Raw genomic sequence first — 16813 nt, forward strand, 5'->3', positions numbered from 1 at the left:
CAGTGACCCACTGGCCGAAAAACTGTAACACGTTCTACACTCGCGAGTAGTGTTCTTACCGCGAGGAGGGCCCATGCCGGTCGCGCTCACCGAGGAACAGGCCGCCCTGGCCGAGGCGATCCACGCCTGGTCGGCCGCGCACCACCCGCGAGAGGCGGTGCGGGCGGCGGAAACCGGTGGCGCCGCGGGGGTTCCCGCCGGCTTCGCCGACCTCGGCCTCTTCGGGGTCGCCTTGCCGGGCTCGGTCGGCGGCGCCGACGGCAGTGTCGCCGACCTGGCCGCCGGGCTCGCCGCGGCCGCCGAAGAACTTGTTCCCGGACCGGTGCTTTCGACGGCGCTGGCCGGGCTCCTCCTGGCGGAGGTGCCCGAGGCCAAGGAGCTGCTCGCGGCGGTGGCCGAGGGAGCGGCGACGGTCGCGGTGCTGCTCGACGCGCCGTCGCTCGAGGACGGCGTCTCCGGGCCAGTGCCCGGCGCCGACGCCTCCTCCTGGCTGCTGGTGCCGGCCGCCGGTGGTCACGTGCTCCTCGCGCCGGGCGCACCCGGGGTCACGGTCGAGCCGCTGGCGCCGTTCGACTTCTCGCGCCCGCTGGCGCGCGTCCGGTTCTCCGGTGTGCGCGGCGACGTCCTGAGCCTGCCGCCGGTCGCTCCGCTGGCGGCGACCCTGGCCTCGGCCGAGGCGGCGGGAGTGGCGCGTCGCTGCCTGAGCGTCGCCGTCGAGTACGCGAAGGTCCGCGAGCAGTTCGGCCGGCCGATCGGCGCGTTCCAGGCGATCAAGCACCTGTGCGCGGAGATGCTGTGCCGCGCCGAAGCGGCCGAAGCGCTGGCGTGGGACGCGGCGTCCGGGCGGCACCCGCTTTCGGTGGCGAGCGCGGCCGTCGTCGCCCTCGACGCGGCCGTCGCCAACGCGAAGGACTGCGTCCAGGTGCTCGGCGGGATCGGGTTCACCTGGGAACACGACGCCCACCTCTACCTGCGCCGCGCCGTCGCCCTGCGGCAATGGCTCGGCGGGTCGTGGCGCCGTCGGGCGGCTTCGCTGGCGCTCGAGGGGACCGAACGCACCCTCGGCGTCGACGTCGGAGACGATTCTGACCTGCGGGACGAGGTGGCGCGGATCGCCGCGCTGCCTTCGGATTCACAACGCGTCGCGCTGGCCGATGCGGGGCTGCTGACGCCGCACTGGCCGGCGCCGTACGGCCGCGGGGCCGACGCCGCCGCGCAGCTGCGGATCGACGCCGAGCTGGCGGCCGCCGGCGTCCGCCGTCCCGACCTGGTGATCGGGGCCTGGGCCGTCCCGACGATCCTCGAGCACGGCAGCGACGAGCAGCGTGAGCGGTTCGCGCGGCCCACCCTGCGCGGTGAGCTCACGTGGTGCCAGCTGTTCAGCGAGCCCGGCGCCGGGTCCGACCTGGCGGCGCTGCGGACGGCCGCGCGGCGCGTCGACGGCGGCTGGCGGCTGACCGGGCAGAAGGTGTGGACGTCGCTCGCCCGTGAAGCCGACTGGGGGATCTGCCTGGCGCGCACCGATCCGGACGTGCCGAAGCACAAGGGGATCACGTACTTCCTGGTCGACATGCGCGCCGAGGGCATCACGACCCGGCCGTTGCGCGAGATCACCGGCGAGGCCGTGTTCAACGAGGTGTTCCTCGACGACGTGTTCGTCCCGGACGCCGACGTCGTCGGCATCCCCGGCGGCGGCTGGCGGCTGGCGCGGACGACCCTGGCCAACGAGCGGGTGGCCCTCGGGAGCGGGTCCGCGGTCGGCGAGAGCGTGCAGTCACTGGTGTCCACAGTGGACGCCTCGGCGCTGGACGACGTCGCGTTGGACCGGCTCGGGTCGTTGGTGGCCTTCGGGGTCGCGGGTTCGGTGCTGGACCTGCGCGCGGCGTTGCGGCAGCTCGGCGGGCAGGACCCGGGCGCGGAGTCGAGCGTCCGGAAGCTGCTCGGCGTGCAGCACCGGCAGGACGTCGCGGAGTTCGCGCTGGAGCTGGCGGGGGCGGGCGGTCTCGTCGCGGGTGATCCCCGGCAGCACGAGTTCCTCCTGACGCGCTGCCTGTCGATCGCCGGTGGCACGACGCAGGTGCTGCGTTCGCTGACGGCGGAACGGCTGCTGGGGCTGCCCCGCTGAGTCTCCTCGTGAGTCTTCTCGTGAGACGGTGCGAAAGGACCGTTCGTGCCGCCGGGCCCGAAACTGTCGGGGGCGTGTTCTAGCGTTGCGGTCGTGGAGTTCAGCGCAGACACCCAGGCCACCTACCTTCCCGCGGACCCGCCGCGGGAAGGCGTGCTGGCGTTGTGGGGCGACGACGTGGCCGGCGGGACCACGATCGAGCTCGTGCTGCCCCGGGGTGCGAAGTTCGCGCGGACGAAGGTCGACGCGGAGCTCGTCCCGCTCGAACGCGCGTTGCCGCGGCTGCTCGCGGTGGGTGAGGACGCCAGCCCGGCCGTCGCGGCGTGGTCGGCGGCCGTCAACGCGGGGGTGAACCTCGTCGCGCGCGGGCGGCTGCGGCCCGCGGCGTCCCCGGGTGGCGCGGCGGCCTGGCGGATTGGCCCGCTCGACGCCGCCGACGAAGAACTGCTGCGCGGCCTGGCCGGGGCGTTGCCGCCGGAGGCGTACGCGCTGCCGCTGACCGGGCTGAAGCGCATCCGCCTGCATTCACCGGACTCCCTGGTGCGCGCCCTCTGGGACGCGACCGCCGACCTGCTGGTCCGCAGCCCGGCGGCGCCGGTCGGGGCGGGCGATCCCGCGTTCGCGGCGCGCGAACCGGCGCTGCTCGGCCCGGACGCCGCGGCCTGGCTGGCCGAGCTGGAGGCGCGCGAGCCCCGCGGGGTGCAGGTGCTGCTGCGGGTCGAGGGCCGGGAGGACGACTCGTTCGCCGGGGTGCTGGCGGTGCGCAGCATGGCGGAGCCGAGCCTGGTGGTGGAGGCGTCAACGCTGTGGGACGCGCCGGACGCGGTGCTGAACCGCCTCGGCGACCAGGTGGAGACCCAGCTCCTCCTCGGCCTCCGCCGCGGCGCGCGAGCCTGGGCCCCGCTCAGCCGGGCGCTGGCCGAAGCCGCGCCCGCAGAGCTGCCGCTGTCGGACGACGACGTCGTCGACCTCCTGACGAACGGCACCCGCGACCTAGGCGGCGCCGGCATCGAGGTGCTCTGGTCGAAGGGGTTGTTCGCGGGCGAGGTGAAGGCGAAGGCGAGCGCGACCCAGGCCCCGGCGAGCGTCACGGAGGCGGAGTTCGCGCTGCGAAGCCTCCTGGAGTTCCGCTGGCAGCTCAGCCTGGGCGGCGAGCAGCTGACGGAGGCCGAGGTGGCGGCCCTGGCCGAGGCGAAGCGCCCCTTGGTCCGGCTGCGCGGCCAGTGGGTACGGGTCGACCCCCAGCTGCTGGCCCGGGTCCGAGGCCGAACCCGCAAGCTCGAGGCGGGCGAAGCCCTGGCAGCGGCCCTGACGGGCGAGCTGGAACTGGACGGCGAACGGGTGGAGTTCGCGGCCCCACCGGTCTTGGGAGGGCTGGCCTCACGCATCCGGGACCGGGATGGCGTGGCGGTGGCGGTGCCCCCGGGGCTGCAGGCGACGCTGCGGCCGTACCAGCAGGCGGGTTTGGCGTGGATGGCCACGATGACGGGCCTTGGCCTGGGCGCGTGCCTGGCTGATGACATGGGTCTGGGCAAGACGATCCAGCTGATCGCGTTGCACCTGCACCGCCGAGCCCTGGCACAGGCACGCCCCGAGACGCGAGGGATGGGCGGGCTGCCGGGCGCGCCTGTGGCCGGACAGGTCGCCGAGCTGCCGGGCGAACTCGTGCCGCCCGAGGCCGGGCCGATCGGCAAACCGGCGGGCGCGCCTGTGGCCGGACAGGTCGCCGAGCGGCCAGGCAAACTCGTGCCGCCCGAGGCGGGGTCGGTTGTCGAGTCGCCGGGCGATCTCGTGTCGCCTGTGGTGGGGTCGGTTGTCGAGGTGCCGGGCGATCTCGTGTTGCCCGAGGTGGGGTCGGTTGTCGAGGTGCCGGGCGATCTCGTGTTGCCCGAGGTGGGGTCGGTTGTCGAGTCGCCGGGCGATCTCGTGTCGCTTGCGGCGGGGTCGGTCGCCGAGGTGCCGGGCAAACTCGTGCCGCCCGAGGTGGGGTCGGTTGTCGAGTCGCCGGGCGATCTCGTGTCGCCTGTGGTGGGGTCGGTCGCCGAGCTGCCGGGCAAACTCGCGCCGCCCGAGGCCGGGCCGATCGGCAAGCCGCCGGGCGCGCCTGCAGCCGGATCAAAACGGTCGCGCGCGAAGTCGGTGCTGGCCGATCCCGGCGCCGAGGTGCCATCCATCGGCGCCCCGATCGATCCTGCCGCCGAGCTACCGGCCGATTCCGCCGCCGAAGCTCCCCGATCCGCCGCCGATCCGGAACCAGCCGGTGGCTTGCCGCCCGAGCATGCCCCGGAGCCCGCATCGGAGTCGGTGTCGGCCGCCGAGCCCGCGGCGGATTCGATGCCACCTGCCGAGCCCGCGCCCCCGACCGGCCTCCCGCAACCCGGCGGTCCCACCCTCGTCCTCTGCCCCACCTCCCTCCTCGGCAACTGGGAACGCGAGTTCGCCCGCTTCGCCCCCGACATCCGGGTCCGCCGCTTCCACGGCGGCAGCCGCCACCTCGACGACCTCGCCCCCGACGAAGTCGTCCTCGCCACCTACGGCGTCCTCCGCCGTGACCGCGAAACACTGTCCGAAGTGGACTGGGGCCTCGTCGCCGCCGATGAGGCTCAGCATGTCAAGAACCCGCTGTCCGCCACCGCGAAAGAACTCCGCAAGATTCCCGCGCAAGCCAAGGTCGCCCTCACCGGCACGCCGGTCGAGAACCGGCTCACCGAGCTGTGGTCCATTGTGGACTGGACCACCCCCGGTCTGCTCGGCCCGCTCGACCGCTTCCGCCGCACCGTCGCACGGCCGATCGAGCGCGACCGGGACAAGGCCGTCACCGAACGGCTGGCCGCCACCGTGCGGCCGTTCCTGCTCCGGCGCCGCAAGTCCGACCCGGACATCGCCCCGGAGCTGCCGCCCAAGACCGAGACCGACCGGTTCGTCCCGCTCACCGCCGAGCAGACCACCCTCTACGAAGCCGTGGTCCGGGAAAACATGGCCGAGATCCGGGAGACCCAGGGCATCAAGCGGCGCGGGCAGGTCCTCCAGCTGCTCACCGAGCTCAAGCAGATCTGCAACCACCCCGCGCAGTTCCTCAAGGAGCCGCACGGCGGGCTCACCGGGCGCTCCGGCAAGCTCGCCGCGTTCGAAGAGCTGGTCGACGTCATCCTCGACGAGGGCGAGAGCGTCCTCGTGTTCAGCCAGTACGTCCAGCTCTGCCGGCTGCTCGAACGGCGGCTGTCCGAGCGCGGCCTGCCCACCGAGCTGCTCTCGGGCGAGAGCTCGCCGGCCAAGCGGCAGGACATGGTCGACCGCTTCCAGGCCGGCGAGATCCCGGTTTTCCTGCTGTCGCTCAAGGCAGGCGGCGTCGGGCTCAACCTGACCCGCGCCACCCACGTGATCCACTACGACCGCTGGTGGAACCCCGCGGTCGAAGACCAGGCCACCGACCGCGCCTACCGCATCGGCCAGGACCGGCCGGTCCAGGTGCACCGGTTGATCGCCGAGGGCACGCTCGAGGAGCGGATCGCGCAGGTGCTGGAGAAGAAGCGCGGGCTGGCCGAGTCGATCGTCGGCGCCGGCGAAGACTGGATCACCGAACTGTCCGACGACGCGCTCGCCGACCTGGTGCGCCTCGGGAGCGGGTGATGTCCCCACGGCGGAACTTCGGCCACACCTGGTGGGGCCGGGCCTGGGTCGACGCCCTGGAGCAGCGCGCGAAGCTCGACCCGAACCGGCTGCCCCGCGGGCGGACGTACGCGCGCAAGGGCACCGTCAGCGAGCTGCACGTCGCCGCCGGGGCGGTCACCGCCCGGGTGCGCGGCAGCCGCCCCGAGCCCTACAAGGTCACCATCACCATGCGCACCTTCACCGACGGCGAATGGGACACCCTGCTCGGCGTCGTCGGCACGCAGCTCGGCCACGCGGCGGCCCTGCTCGACGGTGAGCTGCCGGGCGCGCTCGCCGAGCAGGCCCGCGAGGCGGGCGCCGACCTGCTGCCCGGCCCGGGCGACCTGCGGCCGCGGTGTTCGTGCCCGGACTCGGCGAACCCGTGCAAGCACGTCGCCGCGGTTTACTACCTGGTCGCCGACGAGGTCGACCGCGACCCCTTCACGCTGTTCCTGCTGCGCGGACGCCCCCGGGCAGACGTCCTCGCCGAGCTGCGCGCCCGCCGGGCGCCGGCGCGCGGCGAGAAGCCGAAGCTCCCGAAGCCCGTGGACGAGGGTCTGACACCGCGAGCCGCCTACGCGCGACGGCTGGGGGCGCTCCCGGAGCTGCCCCCGCCCCCGCGGGTCGCCGGGTCTCCGGCGGTCCTCGACCTCGACCCGCCACCGAGCACCGGCTGGACGGCGGCGGCGCTGTCCGGCCTGGCCGCGGACGCGGCGGCCCTGGCCCGCGACCTCCTGGTCGGCGGCGCGACGGCCGCGGAGCTGACGTTCGAGGAAGACCTCGCCCGGCGCGCGGCGGGCCGCTCCGGACCGGAGGTCGCAGCTCTGGCCGCGGCCGCCGAGGTGCCACCCCGGGACCTGGTCCGCTGGGCCGAGGCGTGGCGCGAAGCGGGCCGCGGCGGCCTGGCGGCGCTGCGGGAGCCGTGGCAGCCGGGCCCCGGCCCCCTGACGGAAGCCGAGACAACGCTGGCCGAGGCCGGTCTCCCGGGCACCCCGCGAACCTGGCGAAACCGCGTCACGCAGGGAGAGCTCCAGCTGCGCTACGGCCGTGACGCCCGCTGGTACCGCTTCGTGCGGTCAGGAACGGAGTGGCGCCTGGACGGCCCGCCTTCGGCAAGCCCGGTCGACCTGGCGTACTGACCCCGTCTACCGGTTCTCGGCCTTCCAGGAGTGGTAGGTGTGGTCCAGAAACCGCGCCACGCCCCGCACCACATGCGCACTCCGCACCGAAGTGAACACATCGAACGCGTGCTGAGCCCCCGCCAGCTCCGCATAAGCCACCGGCTGCCGGGACTTCTCCCGCAGCCGCCGCACGAACTCGCGCGCCTCGCGGACCGGCACCAGCGAGTCGTCGCGGCCGTGGATCACGAAGAACGGCGGGGCCTCCGACGTGATCCGGTCCAGCGGTGACGCCGCGATGTAGTCGTCGAGATGCCGGACCGGGTCGCGGTCGGCCGCGAACACCCGGCGCGCGAGCAGGCTCTCCAGGCGGTACTGGCTCGCCCGCGATCCCGAAGTCGCCGCGAAGTCGTACACCCCGTAGAGCGGGACGCACGCCTGGACGCTCGTGTCGACGTCCTCGAACTCCGGCTGCAGCGCCGGGTCGTTCTGCGACAACGCCAGCAGCGACGACAGGTGCCCGCCCGCCGAACCGCCCGTCACCGCGACAAAACCCGGGTCGCCCCCGTACGAGGTGATCGAAGAGCGGATCCACGCCAACGCCTGCTTCGCCGCCACGATGTGCGCCGGCCAGCGATGCGTCGGCGAGAGCGGGTAGTTGATCGCGACGCACACCCAGCCGCGGCGCGCCAGGTAGCGCATCAGCGGCCGGCCCTGCTCCTCCTTGTTGCCGATCACCCACGCGCCGCCGTGGACCTGCAGCAGCACCGGCGCGCCGGTCACCGGCGTCGCAGGCCGGTATACGTCCAGCAGGAAGCGCTTGCCGCCCGGCGCGTACGCGATGTTGCGGTCGACCCGGACGTCCGGCGCGCCCATCCGGAACGGCAGTGCCAGCTCGCCCCACGGCAGGCCGAGGTCGGAGCGGCCCAGCTCGTCCGCGTAGTCCTCGCCCAGCGCGGACGTCAGCGCCTTCTCGATCTCGTCGCGGGCGCCGTGCCCGGTCCGGATCAGCGCGGCCAGCCCGGCGGCGGACGCGGCCGCCATCGCGAGCCCGGCCTGCGTCGAGCGGTCGCGGACACCGTGGCGCGCCAGATGCACAGCGGTGTCCGCCGCCGTCAGCGCCAGGAACTGGGGCGCGAGCTCCCCGGTCAGCCAGCCGGCGAAGAACACCGGGATGGTCGTGGAGCGGGCTCGCAGGGGGCGGAGCGCGTTGGCGGTGAGGCCGAGCTGGACCGCGCGGCGGATCAGGAAGTTCGGCTGCACCCCCGTGATGATACCGGCGAGTAGGGTGACGCGCCGCTCACCGGAAGTGGCTTACGCTGGCGGCATGCAGACCATGCAGAGACTGAGCGGCCTCGACGCGAGCTTCCTCTACCTCGAGACGCCGTCGCAGGTCCTGCACGTCTGCGGGCTGATGACCCTCGACGGCTCGACCGTCCCCGGCGGCTACACCTTCGCGAAGCTCAAGGAAAAGCTCGAAGAACGGGTCCGCGTGATCCCGGCGTTCCGCCGCAAACTGCACAATCCGCTCTGGAACGTCGGGCATCCCGTGTGGATCGAGGACGACGACTTCGACCTCGACCACCACGTGCACCGCATCGGCGTGCCGGCCCCCGGCGACCGCGCCGAGCTGGCCGAGCTGTGCGCGCACATCGCCGGGCAGCAGCTCGACCGCGCCCAGCCGCTGTGGCAGCTCTACGTCATCGAAGGCCTGGCCGACGGCCAGATCGCCGTGCTGCTGAAGATGCACCACGCGAGCGTCGACGGCGTGAGCGGCGCCAGCCTGATCACCTACCTGGCCGGGCTCGAGCCGGACGCGCCGATGCCCGAGGTCGAGCAGCGGCCGAACTCCGCGATCCCGTCGCCGCTGCACCTGCTCCGCACGGGCGTCGAGAGCTTCGCGAAACGGCCCCTCGAGGTCGCTCGGCTGCTGCCGGACCTGGTGGGGCTCGTCCCGCGCTGGCTCGGGAAAACGATGCGCGGCAAGGGGATGCCGGTCCCGTTCACCGCGCCGCGGACGTCGCTGAACGGCACGATCACCGGCCACCGCAGTGTCGCGTTCGCCCAGCTCGACCTCGACGAGGTCAAGGAGGTCAAGAACGCCTTCGGTGTCACGGTGAACGACGTCGTGCTCGCGCTGGTCGCCGGCGCCCTGCGCGAGTTCCTCGAGGCGCGGGACGAGCTGCCGGACGACCCGCTGGTCGCGACCGTGCCGGTGTCGGTGCACGACCGCACCGAACGCGACCACGGCAGCAACAAGGTTTCGGCCTTCTTCGCGTCCCTGCCGACGCACCTGGCCGACCCGGCCGCGCGGGTGTTCTTCCTCGCCGAGGCCAACCGGCTGTCGAAGGACCACCACTACGACATCGACGCCGACATGCTGCAGGACTGGGCGCAGTTCTCCGCCGCGACGGCGTTCGGCATGGCCGTGCGCGCGTACTCCGCGCTGCGGCTGGCCGAGAAGCACCCGGTGGTGCACAACCTGGTCGTCTCCAACGTGCCCGGCCCGCCGATGCCGCTGTACCTGCTCGGCGCGCGGATCACCGGGCTCTACCCGCTCGGCCCGGTCTTCCACGGCGCCGGGCTGAACGTCACCGTGCTGTCCAACGCGGGCAAGGTGCACGTCGGCCTGCTCGGCGCGCGGGAGCTGGTCAAGGACCTGTGGCCGCTCGCCGACGCGCTCCCGGAGGCGCTGGCCGAGCTGCTCAAGGCCGCGGGCTGAGCACCACGACCGGGATCTCCCGGTCGGTCCACGCCTGGTACTTCGCGAAGTCGGCGTAGAGCTCGACCAGGCGCGGCCAGAGCTCGGCGCGTTCCTCGGCCTCGGCCACCCGGGCTGTCACCGGGACGTCGCGACGGCCCTTGAGCTGGATGCAGGTCTCGGGATGCGCCAGCAGGTTGAAGTACCACTGCGGGTGCCGCGGCAGCCCGCCCTGGGAAGCGACGATGACGACGTCCGCGCCGGACCGCAGGTAGAGCAGCGGCGTGGTGAACAGCCGGCCGGACTTGCGGCCGCGGTGCTCCAGCAGCAACGTCGGCACCGGCTTGCGGAACCCCGCCCCGACCCGCCACGTGCTGCCGACGCGGCCGCCGGTCAGCCGGAAAACCGCCACCTGGGCCTTCGCGCCGTACTTCATGACCTTGGCCGTCACGGGCGAGTCGAGACCGCCGGGTTTCTCCTCCGGCAGGCTGAACCGTCCCATCGTGAGCTCCTTCTCAAGGGGTGTGCACGGACGCGACCGCGGCCAGCAGGGCGGGGACCCAGCGGTCGGCGGCCAGGACGCAGGCGGCGTGCCCGGCCGCGACCTCGTAGGTCGCCGCGCCCGGGATCCGGTGGGCCAGCGACCGCTGGTGCTCGGGTGCGATGAACCGGTCCTTCGTGGTCACGACGACGGCGGTGGGCAGCCGCAGGGTGGAGAGCCAGCGCGTCGAGTCGAACCGGCCGATCTCGTCGACGGCGACCGCGATCTCCCACGGGGTGGTCGACCGGAACTCCCGCAGCGCCCACCGGCGGTCCTCGACGCGGGCGCGCGGCATCGCTTCGGTCGCCATCGGCAGCTTCACGCGCTCGCGGAGCTGCCGCAGCGTCCGGCTGAAGACGTCGAGGGCGACCCGCTGCCGCAGCCCGCGGCCGAAGTTGCTGGCGGTCGAGCAGAGCACCAAACCGGCAACACGTTCTGGTTCGGTGTGGGCGACGAGCTGGCCGACCATCCCGCCCATCGAGTACCCGGCGAGCGCGAACCGGCCGATGCCCAGCGCGTCCGCGACCGCGGTGACGTCTTCGGCGCAGTCGGCCAGCCGGAATTCCGGTGAGCGGTAGCCCCGGCCGTGCCACCGCTGGTCGAACACGACGACCCGGTGGTGGCGCGCCAGCTGCCGCAGGGTCGGGTACCAGGTCAGCAAGCCCGTGCAGGCGACCGAATGCAGGAGGACGAGCGCGGGCGCGTCCCGCGGGCCGACGTCGGTCACCACGGTCCGCCCGCGGCCGGGCAGGTCGAGCGGCACCGGTTCGGGCACCCCGGCGGTCGGCGGCGCGGTGATCAGCCGGCGGCGGCGCGCGCCACCGGGGTCGGTCACCGCCATCCTGCTCCTCCGCGGGGGTTGCCGTGCAGGCCTTTTCCGGTTAAGACTAGAACAGGTTTCAGTATTGCGCCGATCCGGAGGACAGGCGTGGACTTCACTCTCGACGATACGCAGACCGAGATCGCCGCACTCGCCGCGAAGGTGCTCGGCACGGACGACGACCCTTGGCGCGCCTTGGCGTCGTCAGGCCTGCTGGCCCTGGCGCTGCCACCGGACCTGGAAGGCGACGGCCTGGGCGTGGCCGAGGTCGCGCAGGTGCTGACCGAGGCCGGCCGCGCCGCCGCGCCGGTGCCGGTCTACGCCGCGCTGGCCCTGGGCGTCCTGCCGGTCGAGACGCTCGGGACACCCCGGCAGCGCGCGGAGCTCCTGCCGCCGGTCGCGGCGGGGGAGGCGCTGCTCACCGCGGCCCTGCACGAGCCGTCCGCGCCGCTGGTCGCCGCGCCGGCGGCCACCTCGCGGGCGGACGACGGGAAGTGGCTGCTCAGCGGGGTCAAGACGGCGGTTCCGTACGCCGCGGAGGCCACGCGGATCCTGACGCCGGTGACCACCGCGCACGGCACGGCCGTCTACCTGGTCGATCCGCACGCCGACGGTGTCACGCTCGTGCCGTCGCGCAACTCGGCCGGGACGCCCGAATGCACCGTGCGGCTCGACGACGTCGCCGTCGAAGAGGCCGACCTGCTCGCGGACGATGGCGCGGTCGCTGTGCTGCATCGGTTCGCGCTGGCCGGCGCACTCGCCCTTGGGGACGGCCTCCTGGCCGGCGCGCTGGCGCTGACCGTCAAGCACGTCGGCGAACGCACGCAGTTCGGCCGTCCACTCGCGACGTTCCAGGCGGTGGCGGGCCAGATCGCCGACGTCTACGTCGCCGCGCGGACCGTGCACCTGGCCGTGGTTTCCGCGGTGTGGCGGCTGGCTTCGGGGCTCGACGCGGACGCCGAACTGGACGTCGCCGCCTACTGGCTCGCCGAGCAGGCGCCGGTCGCGCTGGCGACCTGCCACCACCTGCACGGCGGGGTCGGCGTCGACGAAACCTATCCGCTGCACCGGTATTCGTCGGCGGTCAAGGATCTCGGCCGGGCGCTCGGCGGCACCGCGCACCGGCTCGGCAGGCTCGGCGAACGAGTGGCGGGGTGAGCGGATGCACGTCGAACTGACCGCGGCGCAACAGCAGTTGCGCAGCGAGCTGCGTGAATACTTCGCCGGGCTGATCAGCCCCGAAGAACGCCGCGCGATGCGGACCGAGCGGCACGGGCCGGTGTTCCGCGAGATCGTCCGCCGGATGGGCCGCGACGGCCGGCTCGGTGTCGGCTGGCCGGTCGAGTACGGCGGACAGGGTTTCGGCGGCGTCGAGCAGCATCTGTTCGTCGACGAAGCCGCGCGTGCCGACGTCCAGCTGCCGTCGGTGACCCTGCAGACGGTCGGCCCGACGCTGCAGCAGTACGGCACGGACGAGCAGAAGTCCTTCTTCCTGCCCCGGATCTTGGCGGGTGAGATCCACTTCGCGATCGGGTACACCGAGCCGGAGGCGGGCACCGACCTCGCGGCGCTGCGCACGACGGCGGTGCGCGACGGCGACGAGTACGTCGTCAACGGCCAGAAGATCTTCACCACCGGCGGCCACGACGCGGACTACATCTGGCTCGCCGTGCGGACCGCGCCGGACGCGCCGCGGCACAAGGGCATCTCGATCCTCATCATGGACACCAGCGACCCGGGCTACTCCTGGACGCCGATCATCACCTGCGACGGAGCCCACCACGTCAACGCGACGTACTATTCGGACGTTCGCGTTCCGGTGAACCGCTTGGTGGGCAAGGAAAACGAAGGCTGGCGGCTGATCACGACGCAGCTCAACCACGAGCGGGTCATGCTCGGCCCGGCCGGGCGCATCGGCGGCCTCTACGACCGCGCCCGCGCCTGGGCGGCCGCCCACGGCCTGCTCGACCTGGCCGACGTGCGCGCCGTGCTGGCCGACGCCTGGGCGGTGACGCGGGTGAACGAGCTGCTGAACTGGCAGGTCGCGGTGTCGTCGGCGACGGCGCCGGTGGTGGTCGCCGACGCGTCCGCGACCAAGGTGTTCAGCTCCGAGGTGATCCAGCGGATCGGCCGTGACCTCGAGGAGCTCGTCGGGCGCCACGGTGATCTGTCCGATCCGGACACCGCCGAGCTGGCCGAGTGGCTGGACGTCTCGGCGAAACGCAACATCGTGCTGACGTTCGGCGGCGGCGTCAGCGAAATCCAACGGGAGCTGATCGCCTCGATCGGCCTGGGTCTGCCGAGGGTGCCACGATGAACGACCAGGACATCATCGAAGCCGCCGAGAAGGTCGCTGCTCGCGGAGAGTGCGCGCCGCGCCAGGCACGTGACCCGGTGAACCAGGCCATGGTGAACAACTGGGTCGAGGCGATCGGTGACGACAACCCGGTCTACGCCGACCCGGAGTTCGCCGCCGCGAGCGTCCACAAGGGACTGGTCGCGCCCCCCGCGATGGCACAGGTGTGGACGATGGGCGGGCTGAACGTCCCACGCGGGACCGACGACCCGCTCGGCCTGATGATGGAGCTGCTCGACGAGGCCGGGTTCACCTCGGTTGTCGCGACGAACTCCGAGCAGACCTACCACCGCTACCTGCGACCCGGCGAAAACGTGGTTGCGGCCACGGCTCTCGAAAGCGTTGTCGGGCCGAAGAAGACCGCGCTGGGGGAGGGCTGGTTCGTCACCACGCGCGTGCGGTGGTACGTCGAGGACGAAGCTGTCGCCGAGATGATGTTCCGGGTGCTGAAGTTCCGGCCGCCCGCGCCGAAACCACCGCCCGCCCCGGTGCTGCGGCCGGTGATCAGCCGCGACACGGAGTTCTTCTGGGACGGCCTGCGGGAGGGAGAGCTGCGGATCCAGCGGTGGGGTGAGACCCTGCGGCACCCGCCGGGCCCGATGCCGCCCGACGGCTCGCTGGACTCGAAGCCGGACTACGTCGTCGCGAGCGGGCGCGGGACCGTGTTCTCCTACGTCGTGCACCACCACCCGCCGGTGCCGGGCAAGGACCTGCCGTTCGTCGTGGCGCTGGTGGAGCTGGAAGAAGGAGTCCGGGTCATGGCCGAGCTGCTGGACGCCGCGCCGGAGGAGGTCCACATCGGACTGCCCGTGGTGGCGGCGTTCGTCAAGGTGGACGACGAGCTGACCCTGCCGGCGTGGAAGGTGGCGCGATGACCGTCGTCGAAGGAACGGAGCTGCCGCCGCTGACGATCGAGGCGACCCCGACGTTCGTCGTCAGCACGGCGCTGGCGACCCGCGACTTCCAGGACGTGCACCACGACCGCGACTCGGCGGTGGCGCGCGGCTCGAAGGACATCTTCCTCAACATCCTGACCGACACCGGCCTGGTGCAGCGGTTCGTGTCGGCGTGGGCCGGGCCGGAGGCGCTGATCCGGTCGATCAAGATCCGGCTCGGGGTGCCGTGTTACGCCTACGACACCCTGACGTTCACCGGTCGCGTGGTTTCTCGTGACGGCAACGACGTCGTCGTGTCGGTGTCCGGAGTGGACTCGCTCGGTGAGCACGTCGCCGGGACCGTGGAGGTGACCCTACCGTGACGCTCTCGGGCAAGGCGGCCATCGCCGGCATCGGCGCGACGGAGTTCTCGAAGGACTCCGGGCGCAGCGAACTGCGGCTGGCGGCCGAATGCATCTCGCACGCACTGGCGGACGCGGGCCTTTCGCCGTCCGATGTGGACGGACTGGTGTCGTTCACGATGGACGGCAACGCGGAGATCGCCGTGGCGCGGGAACTGGGGATTCCCGAGCTGAAGTTCTTCAGCCGCATCCACTACGGCGGCGGCGCGGCGGCGGCGACCGTGCAGCAGGCCGCGATGGCGGTGGCGACGGGCGTCGCGGACGTGGTGGTCGCCTACCGGGCGTTCAACGAACGCTCGGGGATGCGCTTCGGGCAGGTGTCGTCGGCCGCGGCGGGGCAGGTCAACTCGTCCGGTGTGGACAACGCGTTCCACTACCCGATGGGCATCGCGACCCCGGCGGCGACGGTGGCGATGGTCGCGCAGCGGTACCTCCACGACTACGGCGCGACGAGCGAAGACTTCGGGCGCGTCGCGGTGATCGACCGCAAGCACGCGGCGACCAACCCGAACGCGTGGTTCCACGAGCGGCCGATCACTCTGGCGGAGCATCAGGCGTCGCGCTGGGTGGCCGAGCCGCTGCACCTGCTCGACTGCTGCCAGGAGAGCGACGGCGGCGTCGCGCTGGTCGTGACGAGCCTCGCCCGGGCCCGCGACCTGGCGTCCCGGCCGGCGGTGATCGCGGCGGCGGCGCAGGGGAGCGGGCCGGACCAGTACGTGATGACCAGCTACTACCGCGACGACCTGGCGGCGCTGCCGGAGATGGGCGTCGTCGGGCGGCAGCTGTGGGGGCAGTCCGGGCTGGGGCCGTCCGATGTGGACGTCGCGGTGCTGTACGACCACTTCACGCCGTACGTGCTGATGCAGCTGGAGGAGCTGGGGTTCTGCGGCCGCGGCGAGGCCAAGGACTTCATCTCCGAGGGTGCTCTTGAGCTGGACGGCGTGTTGCCGCTGAACCCGCACGGCGGGCAGCTCGGCGAGGCGTACATCCACGGCATGAACGGCATCGCGGAGGGCGTCCGGCAGCTCCGCGGCACGGCGGTCAACCAGGTCACGGGCGCGTCCCGGGCGCTGGTGACGGCGGGGACGGGCGTGCCGACGAGCGGGCTGGTGCTGACGAGCGACGGGTAGTCGCCCTTGTGGGTCAGCGGTGTCACCTCATTGACGGCTGGTGCGCGGTCGGGTGGGCTGTCACGGTTGAAGGACCACCCACGACGCACAGTGAGGTCGCCATGCCGGAGCCGCTCGACCCCCGCGCCCCCTCGTGCGGCTGCTCGTAGGGATGGACTGGGCGCTCACGGCGGTGTTCGCACTGCTGGCGCTGCCGTGCCTGCGCCGGCTGGCCCGCCTCGACTACGGCCGGCTGGGCGCGGGCGTCCGGCACGGCGACCTGGCCGAGCTGCTGCTGGTGGTCGCGATGGTGGCGATGTTCTCCCCGATCGGCGGCCCGATCCCGGCGGCGGGCTGGCAGGCGGTCCTGGCCCTGACGGCGGGCTGGTTCACGCTGGCCTGGCGCCGCGGAGAGGCATGCGCCCACCACGCGCTTTCGGCGGCGGCGATGCTGTACATGGTGACGGCGATGCCCCACGGCGGAATGGCCCACGGCCCGTGGTTGACGATGGACCCGTCGGCGAGGTTGGCGCTTCCGGCGGTCGCGGTGGCGGCGGCGGGGTATTTCGTGTTCGACGCGGCGCGGACGGGGGTGCTCGCGGTGCGGGGATCGGTGGTGGTGTCCGCGGGGGCCGGGGAGGCGTCGCGGGCGGTGTGCCGGGCTGTCATGGGGGCGGGGATGGGGTACATGCTGCTGGCTTCGGCTTTGTGAGCTGGGGCGGTTCGCCGGAGGCGGCGTGACGGGGGCCGGGACTCGCGTGATTGAAGCCGGGTCTCGTGTGATTGGGGCCGGAACTCGCGTGTCTGGAGACCGGACTCGCGTGCCCAGGTAAGGTTGCCGGACGGTTCGGTCAGACCTCGCGTGCGCCGCGGGGCATCTCGCGTGTCGGGGCGGGCATCTCGCGTGACCCGAGGGGCATCTCGCGTGATTGGGGCCGGAACTCGCGTGATTGGAGACCGGACTCGCGTGCTCAGGTGCGGTTGCCGGACGGTTCGGCCAGACCTCGCGTGCGCCGTGGGGCATCTCGCGTGTCGGGTAGGGCATCTCGCGTGACCCGAGGGGCATCTCGCGTGCTTGGAGGGGCATCTTGCGTG

Annotated in this window: 13 protein-coding genes; 10 read left to right on the top strand and 3 right to left on the bottom strand. The window is 72.9% G+C overall.

Annotation, left to right across the window (positions count from 1 at the left end; translation table 11 throughout):
* Window positions 1-73: 73 nt before the first annotated feature.
* From ACZ63J_RS18060 to ACZ63J_RS18070, 3 genes are all read left to right on the top strand, one after another.
* A complete protein-coding gene (locus ACZ63J_RS18060; protein WP_465403275.1) occupies window positions 74-2125 on the top strand; it encodes an acyl-CoA dehydrogenase family protein in 2052 nt (683 codons plus the stop codon).
* Between the two features lie 93 nt (window positions 2126-2218).
* Window positions 2219-5755 (top strand): SNF2-related protein, encoded by a 3537-nt coding sequence (locus ACZ63J_RS18065; protein ID WP_465403276.1) that lies wholly within the window; start codon window positions 2219-2221, stop codon window positions 5753-5755.
* Window positions 5755-6915, top strand: coding sequence for an SWIM zinc finger family protein (locus ACZ63J_RS18070; protein WP_465403278.1), 1161 nt, complete (start codon window positions 5755-5757; stop codon window positions 6913-6915). Before ACZ63J_RS18065 ends, ACZ63J_RS18070 begins: the two co-directional genes overlap by 1 nt.
* 6 nt (window positions 6916-6921) lie before the next feature.
* Here the strand turns inward: ACZ63J_RS18070 and ACZ63J_RS18075 are convergent, their stop codons facing one another.
* On the bottom strand, window positions 6922-8157 hold the full coding sequence (locus tag ACZ63J_RS18075) for an alpha/beta hydrolase (protein WP_465403280.1): 1236 nt from the start codon (window positions 8155-8157) through the stop codon (window positions 6922-6924).
* A 73-nt stretch (window positions 8158-8230) separates the two neighbouring features.
* Here ACZ63J_RS18075 and ACZ63J_RS18080 point away from each other — a divergent pair, with 73 nt between their 5' ends.
* The gene (locus ACZ63J_RS18080) at window positions 8231-9616 is read left to right on the top strand and encodes a WS/DGAT/MGAT family O-acyltransferase (RefSeq protein ID WP_465403398.1); all 1386 of its coding nucleotides are present in this window, start codon (window positions 8231-8233) and stop codon (window positions 9614-9616) included.
* On the opposite strand, the gene ACZ63J_RS18085 is transcribed toward ACZ63J_RS18080, so the two are convergent.
* Together ACZ63J_RS18085 and ACZ63J_RS18090 are read right to left on the bottom strand one after the other, a co-directional pair.
* Window positions 9600-10097 carry a nitroreductase family deazaflavin-dependent oxidoreductase gene (locus ACZ63J_RS18085; protein ID WP_465403282.1) on the bottom strand — a complete coding sequence of 166 codons (498 nt, stop codon included), beginning with the start codon at window positions 10095-10097 and terminating at the stop codon, window positions 9600-9602. The genes ACZ63J_RS18080 and ACZ63J_RS18085 overlap by 17 nt on opposite strands.
* Window positions 10098-10110: 13 nt before the next feature.
* Window positions 10111-10977, bottom strand: coding sequence for an alpha/beta fold hydrolase (locus ACZ63J_RS18090; RefSeq protein ID WP_465403284.1), 867 nt, complete (start codon window positions 10975-10977; stop codon window positions 10111-10113).
* Between the two features lie 87 nt (window positions 10978-11064).
* On the opposite strand from ACZ63J_RS18090, the gene ACZ63J_RS18095 reads away from it, so the two are divergent.
* From ACZ63J_RS18095 to ACZ63J_RS18120, 6 genes are all read left to right on the top strand, one after another.
* On the top strand, window positions 11065-12114 hold the full coding sequence (locus ACZ63J_RS18095; RefSeq protein WP_465403286.1) for an acyl-CoA dehydrogenase family protein: 1050 nt from the start codon (window positions 11065-11067) through the stop codon (window positions 12112-12114).
* Between the two features lie 4 nt (window positions 12115-12118).
* Window positions 12119-13273: an acyl-CoA dehydrogenase family protein gene (locus ACZ63J_RS18100; RefSeq protein ID WP_465403289.1), complete on the top strand. Its 1155-nt coding sequence runs from the start codon at window positions 12119-12121 to the stop codon at window positions 13271-13273.
* Complete coding sequence (locus ACZ63J_RS18105) at window positions 13270-14187, top strand: bifunctional MaoC family dehydratase N-terminal/OB-fold nucleic acid binding domain-containing protein (protein ID WP_465403290.1); 918 nt, start codon at window positions 13270-13272, stop codon at window positions 14185-14187. Before ACZ63J_RS18100 ends, ACZ63J_RS18105 begins: the two co-directional genes overlap by 4 nt.
* Entirely contained in the window at window positions 14184-14570 is a 387-nt protein-coding gene (locus tag ACZ63J_RS18110) for a MaoC family dehydratase (RefSeq protein WP_465403292.1), read from the top strand. Before ACZ63J_RS18105 ends, ACZ63J_RS18110 begins: the two co-directional genes overlap by 4 nt.
* Window positions 14567-15739, top strand: coding sequence for a lipid-transfer protein (locus ACZ63J_RS18115; protein ID WP_465403294.1), 1173 nt, complete (start codon window positions 14567-14569; stop codon window positions 15737-15739). The genes ACZ63J_RS18110 and ACZ63J_RS18115 overlap by 4 nt, the downstream gene beginning before the upstream one ends.
* Window positions 15740-15890: 151 nt before the next feature.
* Window positions 15891-16430, top strand: coding sequence for a DUF5134 domain-containing protein (locus tag ACZ63J_RS18120; RefSeq protein ID WP_465337973.1), 540 nt, complete (start codon window positions 15891-15893; stop codon window positions 16428-16430).
* Window positions 16431-16813: the final 383 nt, after the last annotated feature.

It is taken from the genome of Amycolatopsis sp. NPDC104863, from assembly GCF_055582965.1.

What these genes read in the sequence shown, in the direction of transcription:
- ACZ63J_RS18060 (WP_465403275.1), top strand. Translation starts at nt 74, where the DNA reads ATGCCGGTCGCGCTCACCGAGGAACAGGCCGCCCTGGCCGAGGCGATC.
- ACZ63J_RS18070 (WP_465403278.1), top strand. Translation starts at nt 5,755, where the DNA reads ATGTCCCCACGGCGGAACTTCGGCCACACCTGGTGGGGCCGGGCCTGG.
- ACZ63J_RS18080 (WP_465403398.1), top strand. Translation starts at nt 8,231, where the DNA reads ATGCAGAGACTGAGCGGCCTCGACGCGAGCTTCCTCTACCTCGAGACG.
- ACZ63J_RS18085 (WP_465403282.1), bottom strand. Translation starts at nt 10,097, where the DNA reads ATGGGACGGTTCAGCCTGCCGGAGGAGAAACCCGGCGGTCTCGACTCG.
- ACZ63J_RS18090 (WP_465403284.1), bottom strand. Translation starts at nt 10,977, where the DNA reads ATGGCGGTGACCGACCCCGGTGGCGCGCGCCGCCGCCGGCTGATCACC.
- ACZ63J_RS18100 (WP_465403289.1), top strand. Translation starts at nt 12,119, where the DNA reads ATGCACGTCGAACTGACCGCGGCGCAACAGCAGTTGCGCAGCGAGCTG.
- ACZ63J_RS18105 (WP_465403290.1), top strand. Translation starts at nt 13,270, where the DNA reads ATGAACGACCAGGACATCATCGAAGCCGCCGAGAAGGTCGCTGCTCGC.
- ACZ63J_RS18110 (WP_465403292.1), top strand. Translation starts at nt 14,184, where the DNA reads ATGACCGTCGTCGAAGGAACGGAGCTGCCGCCGCTGACGATCGAGGCG.
- ACZ63J_RS18120 (WP_465337973.1), top strand. Translation starts at nt 15,891, where the DNA reads ATGGACTGGGCGCTCACGGCGGTGTTCGCACTGCTGGCGCTGCCGTGC.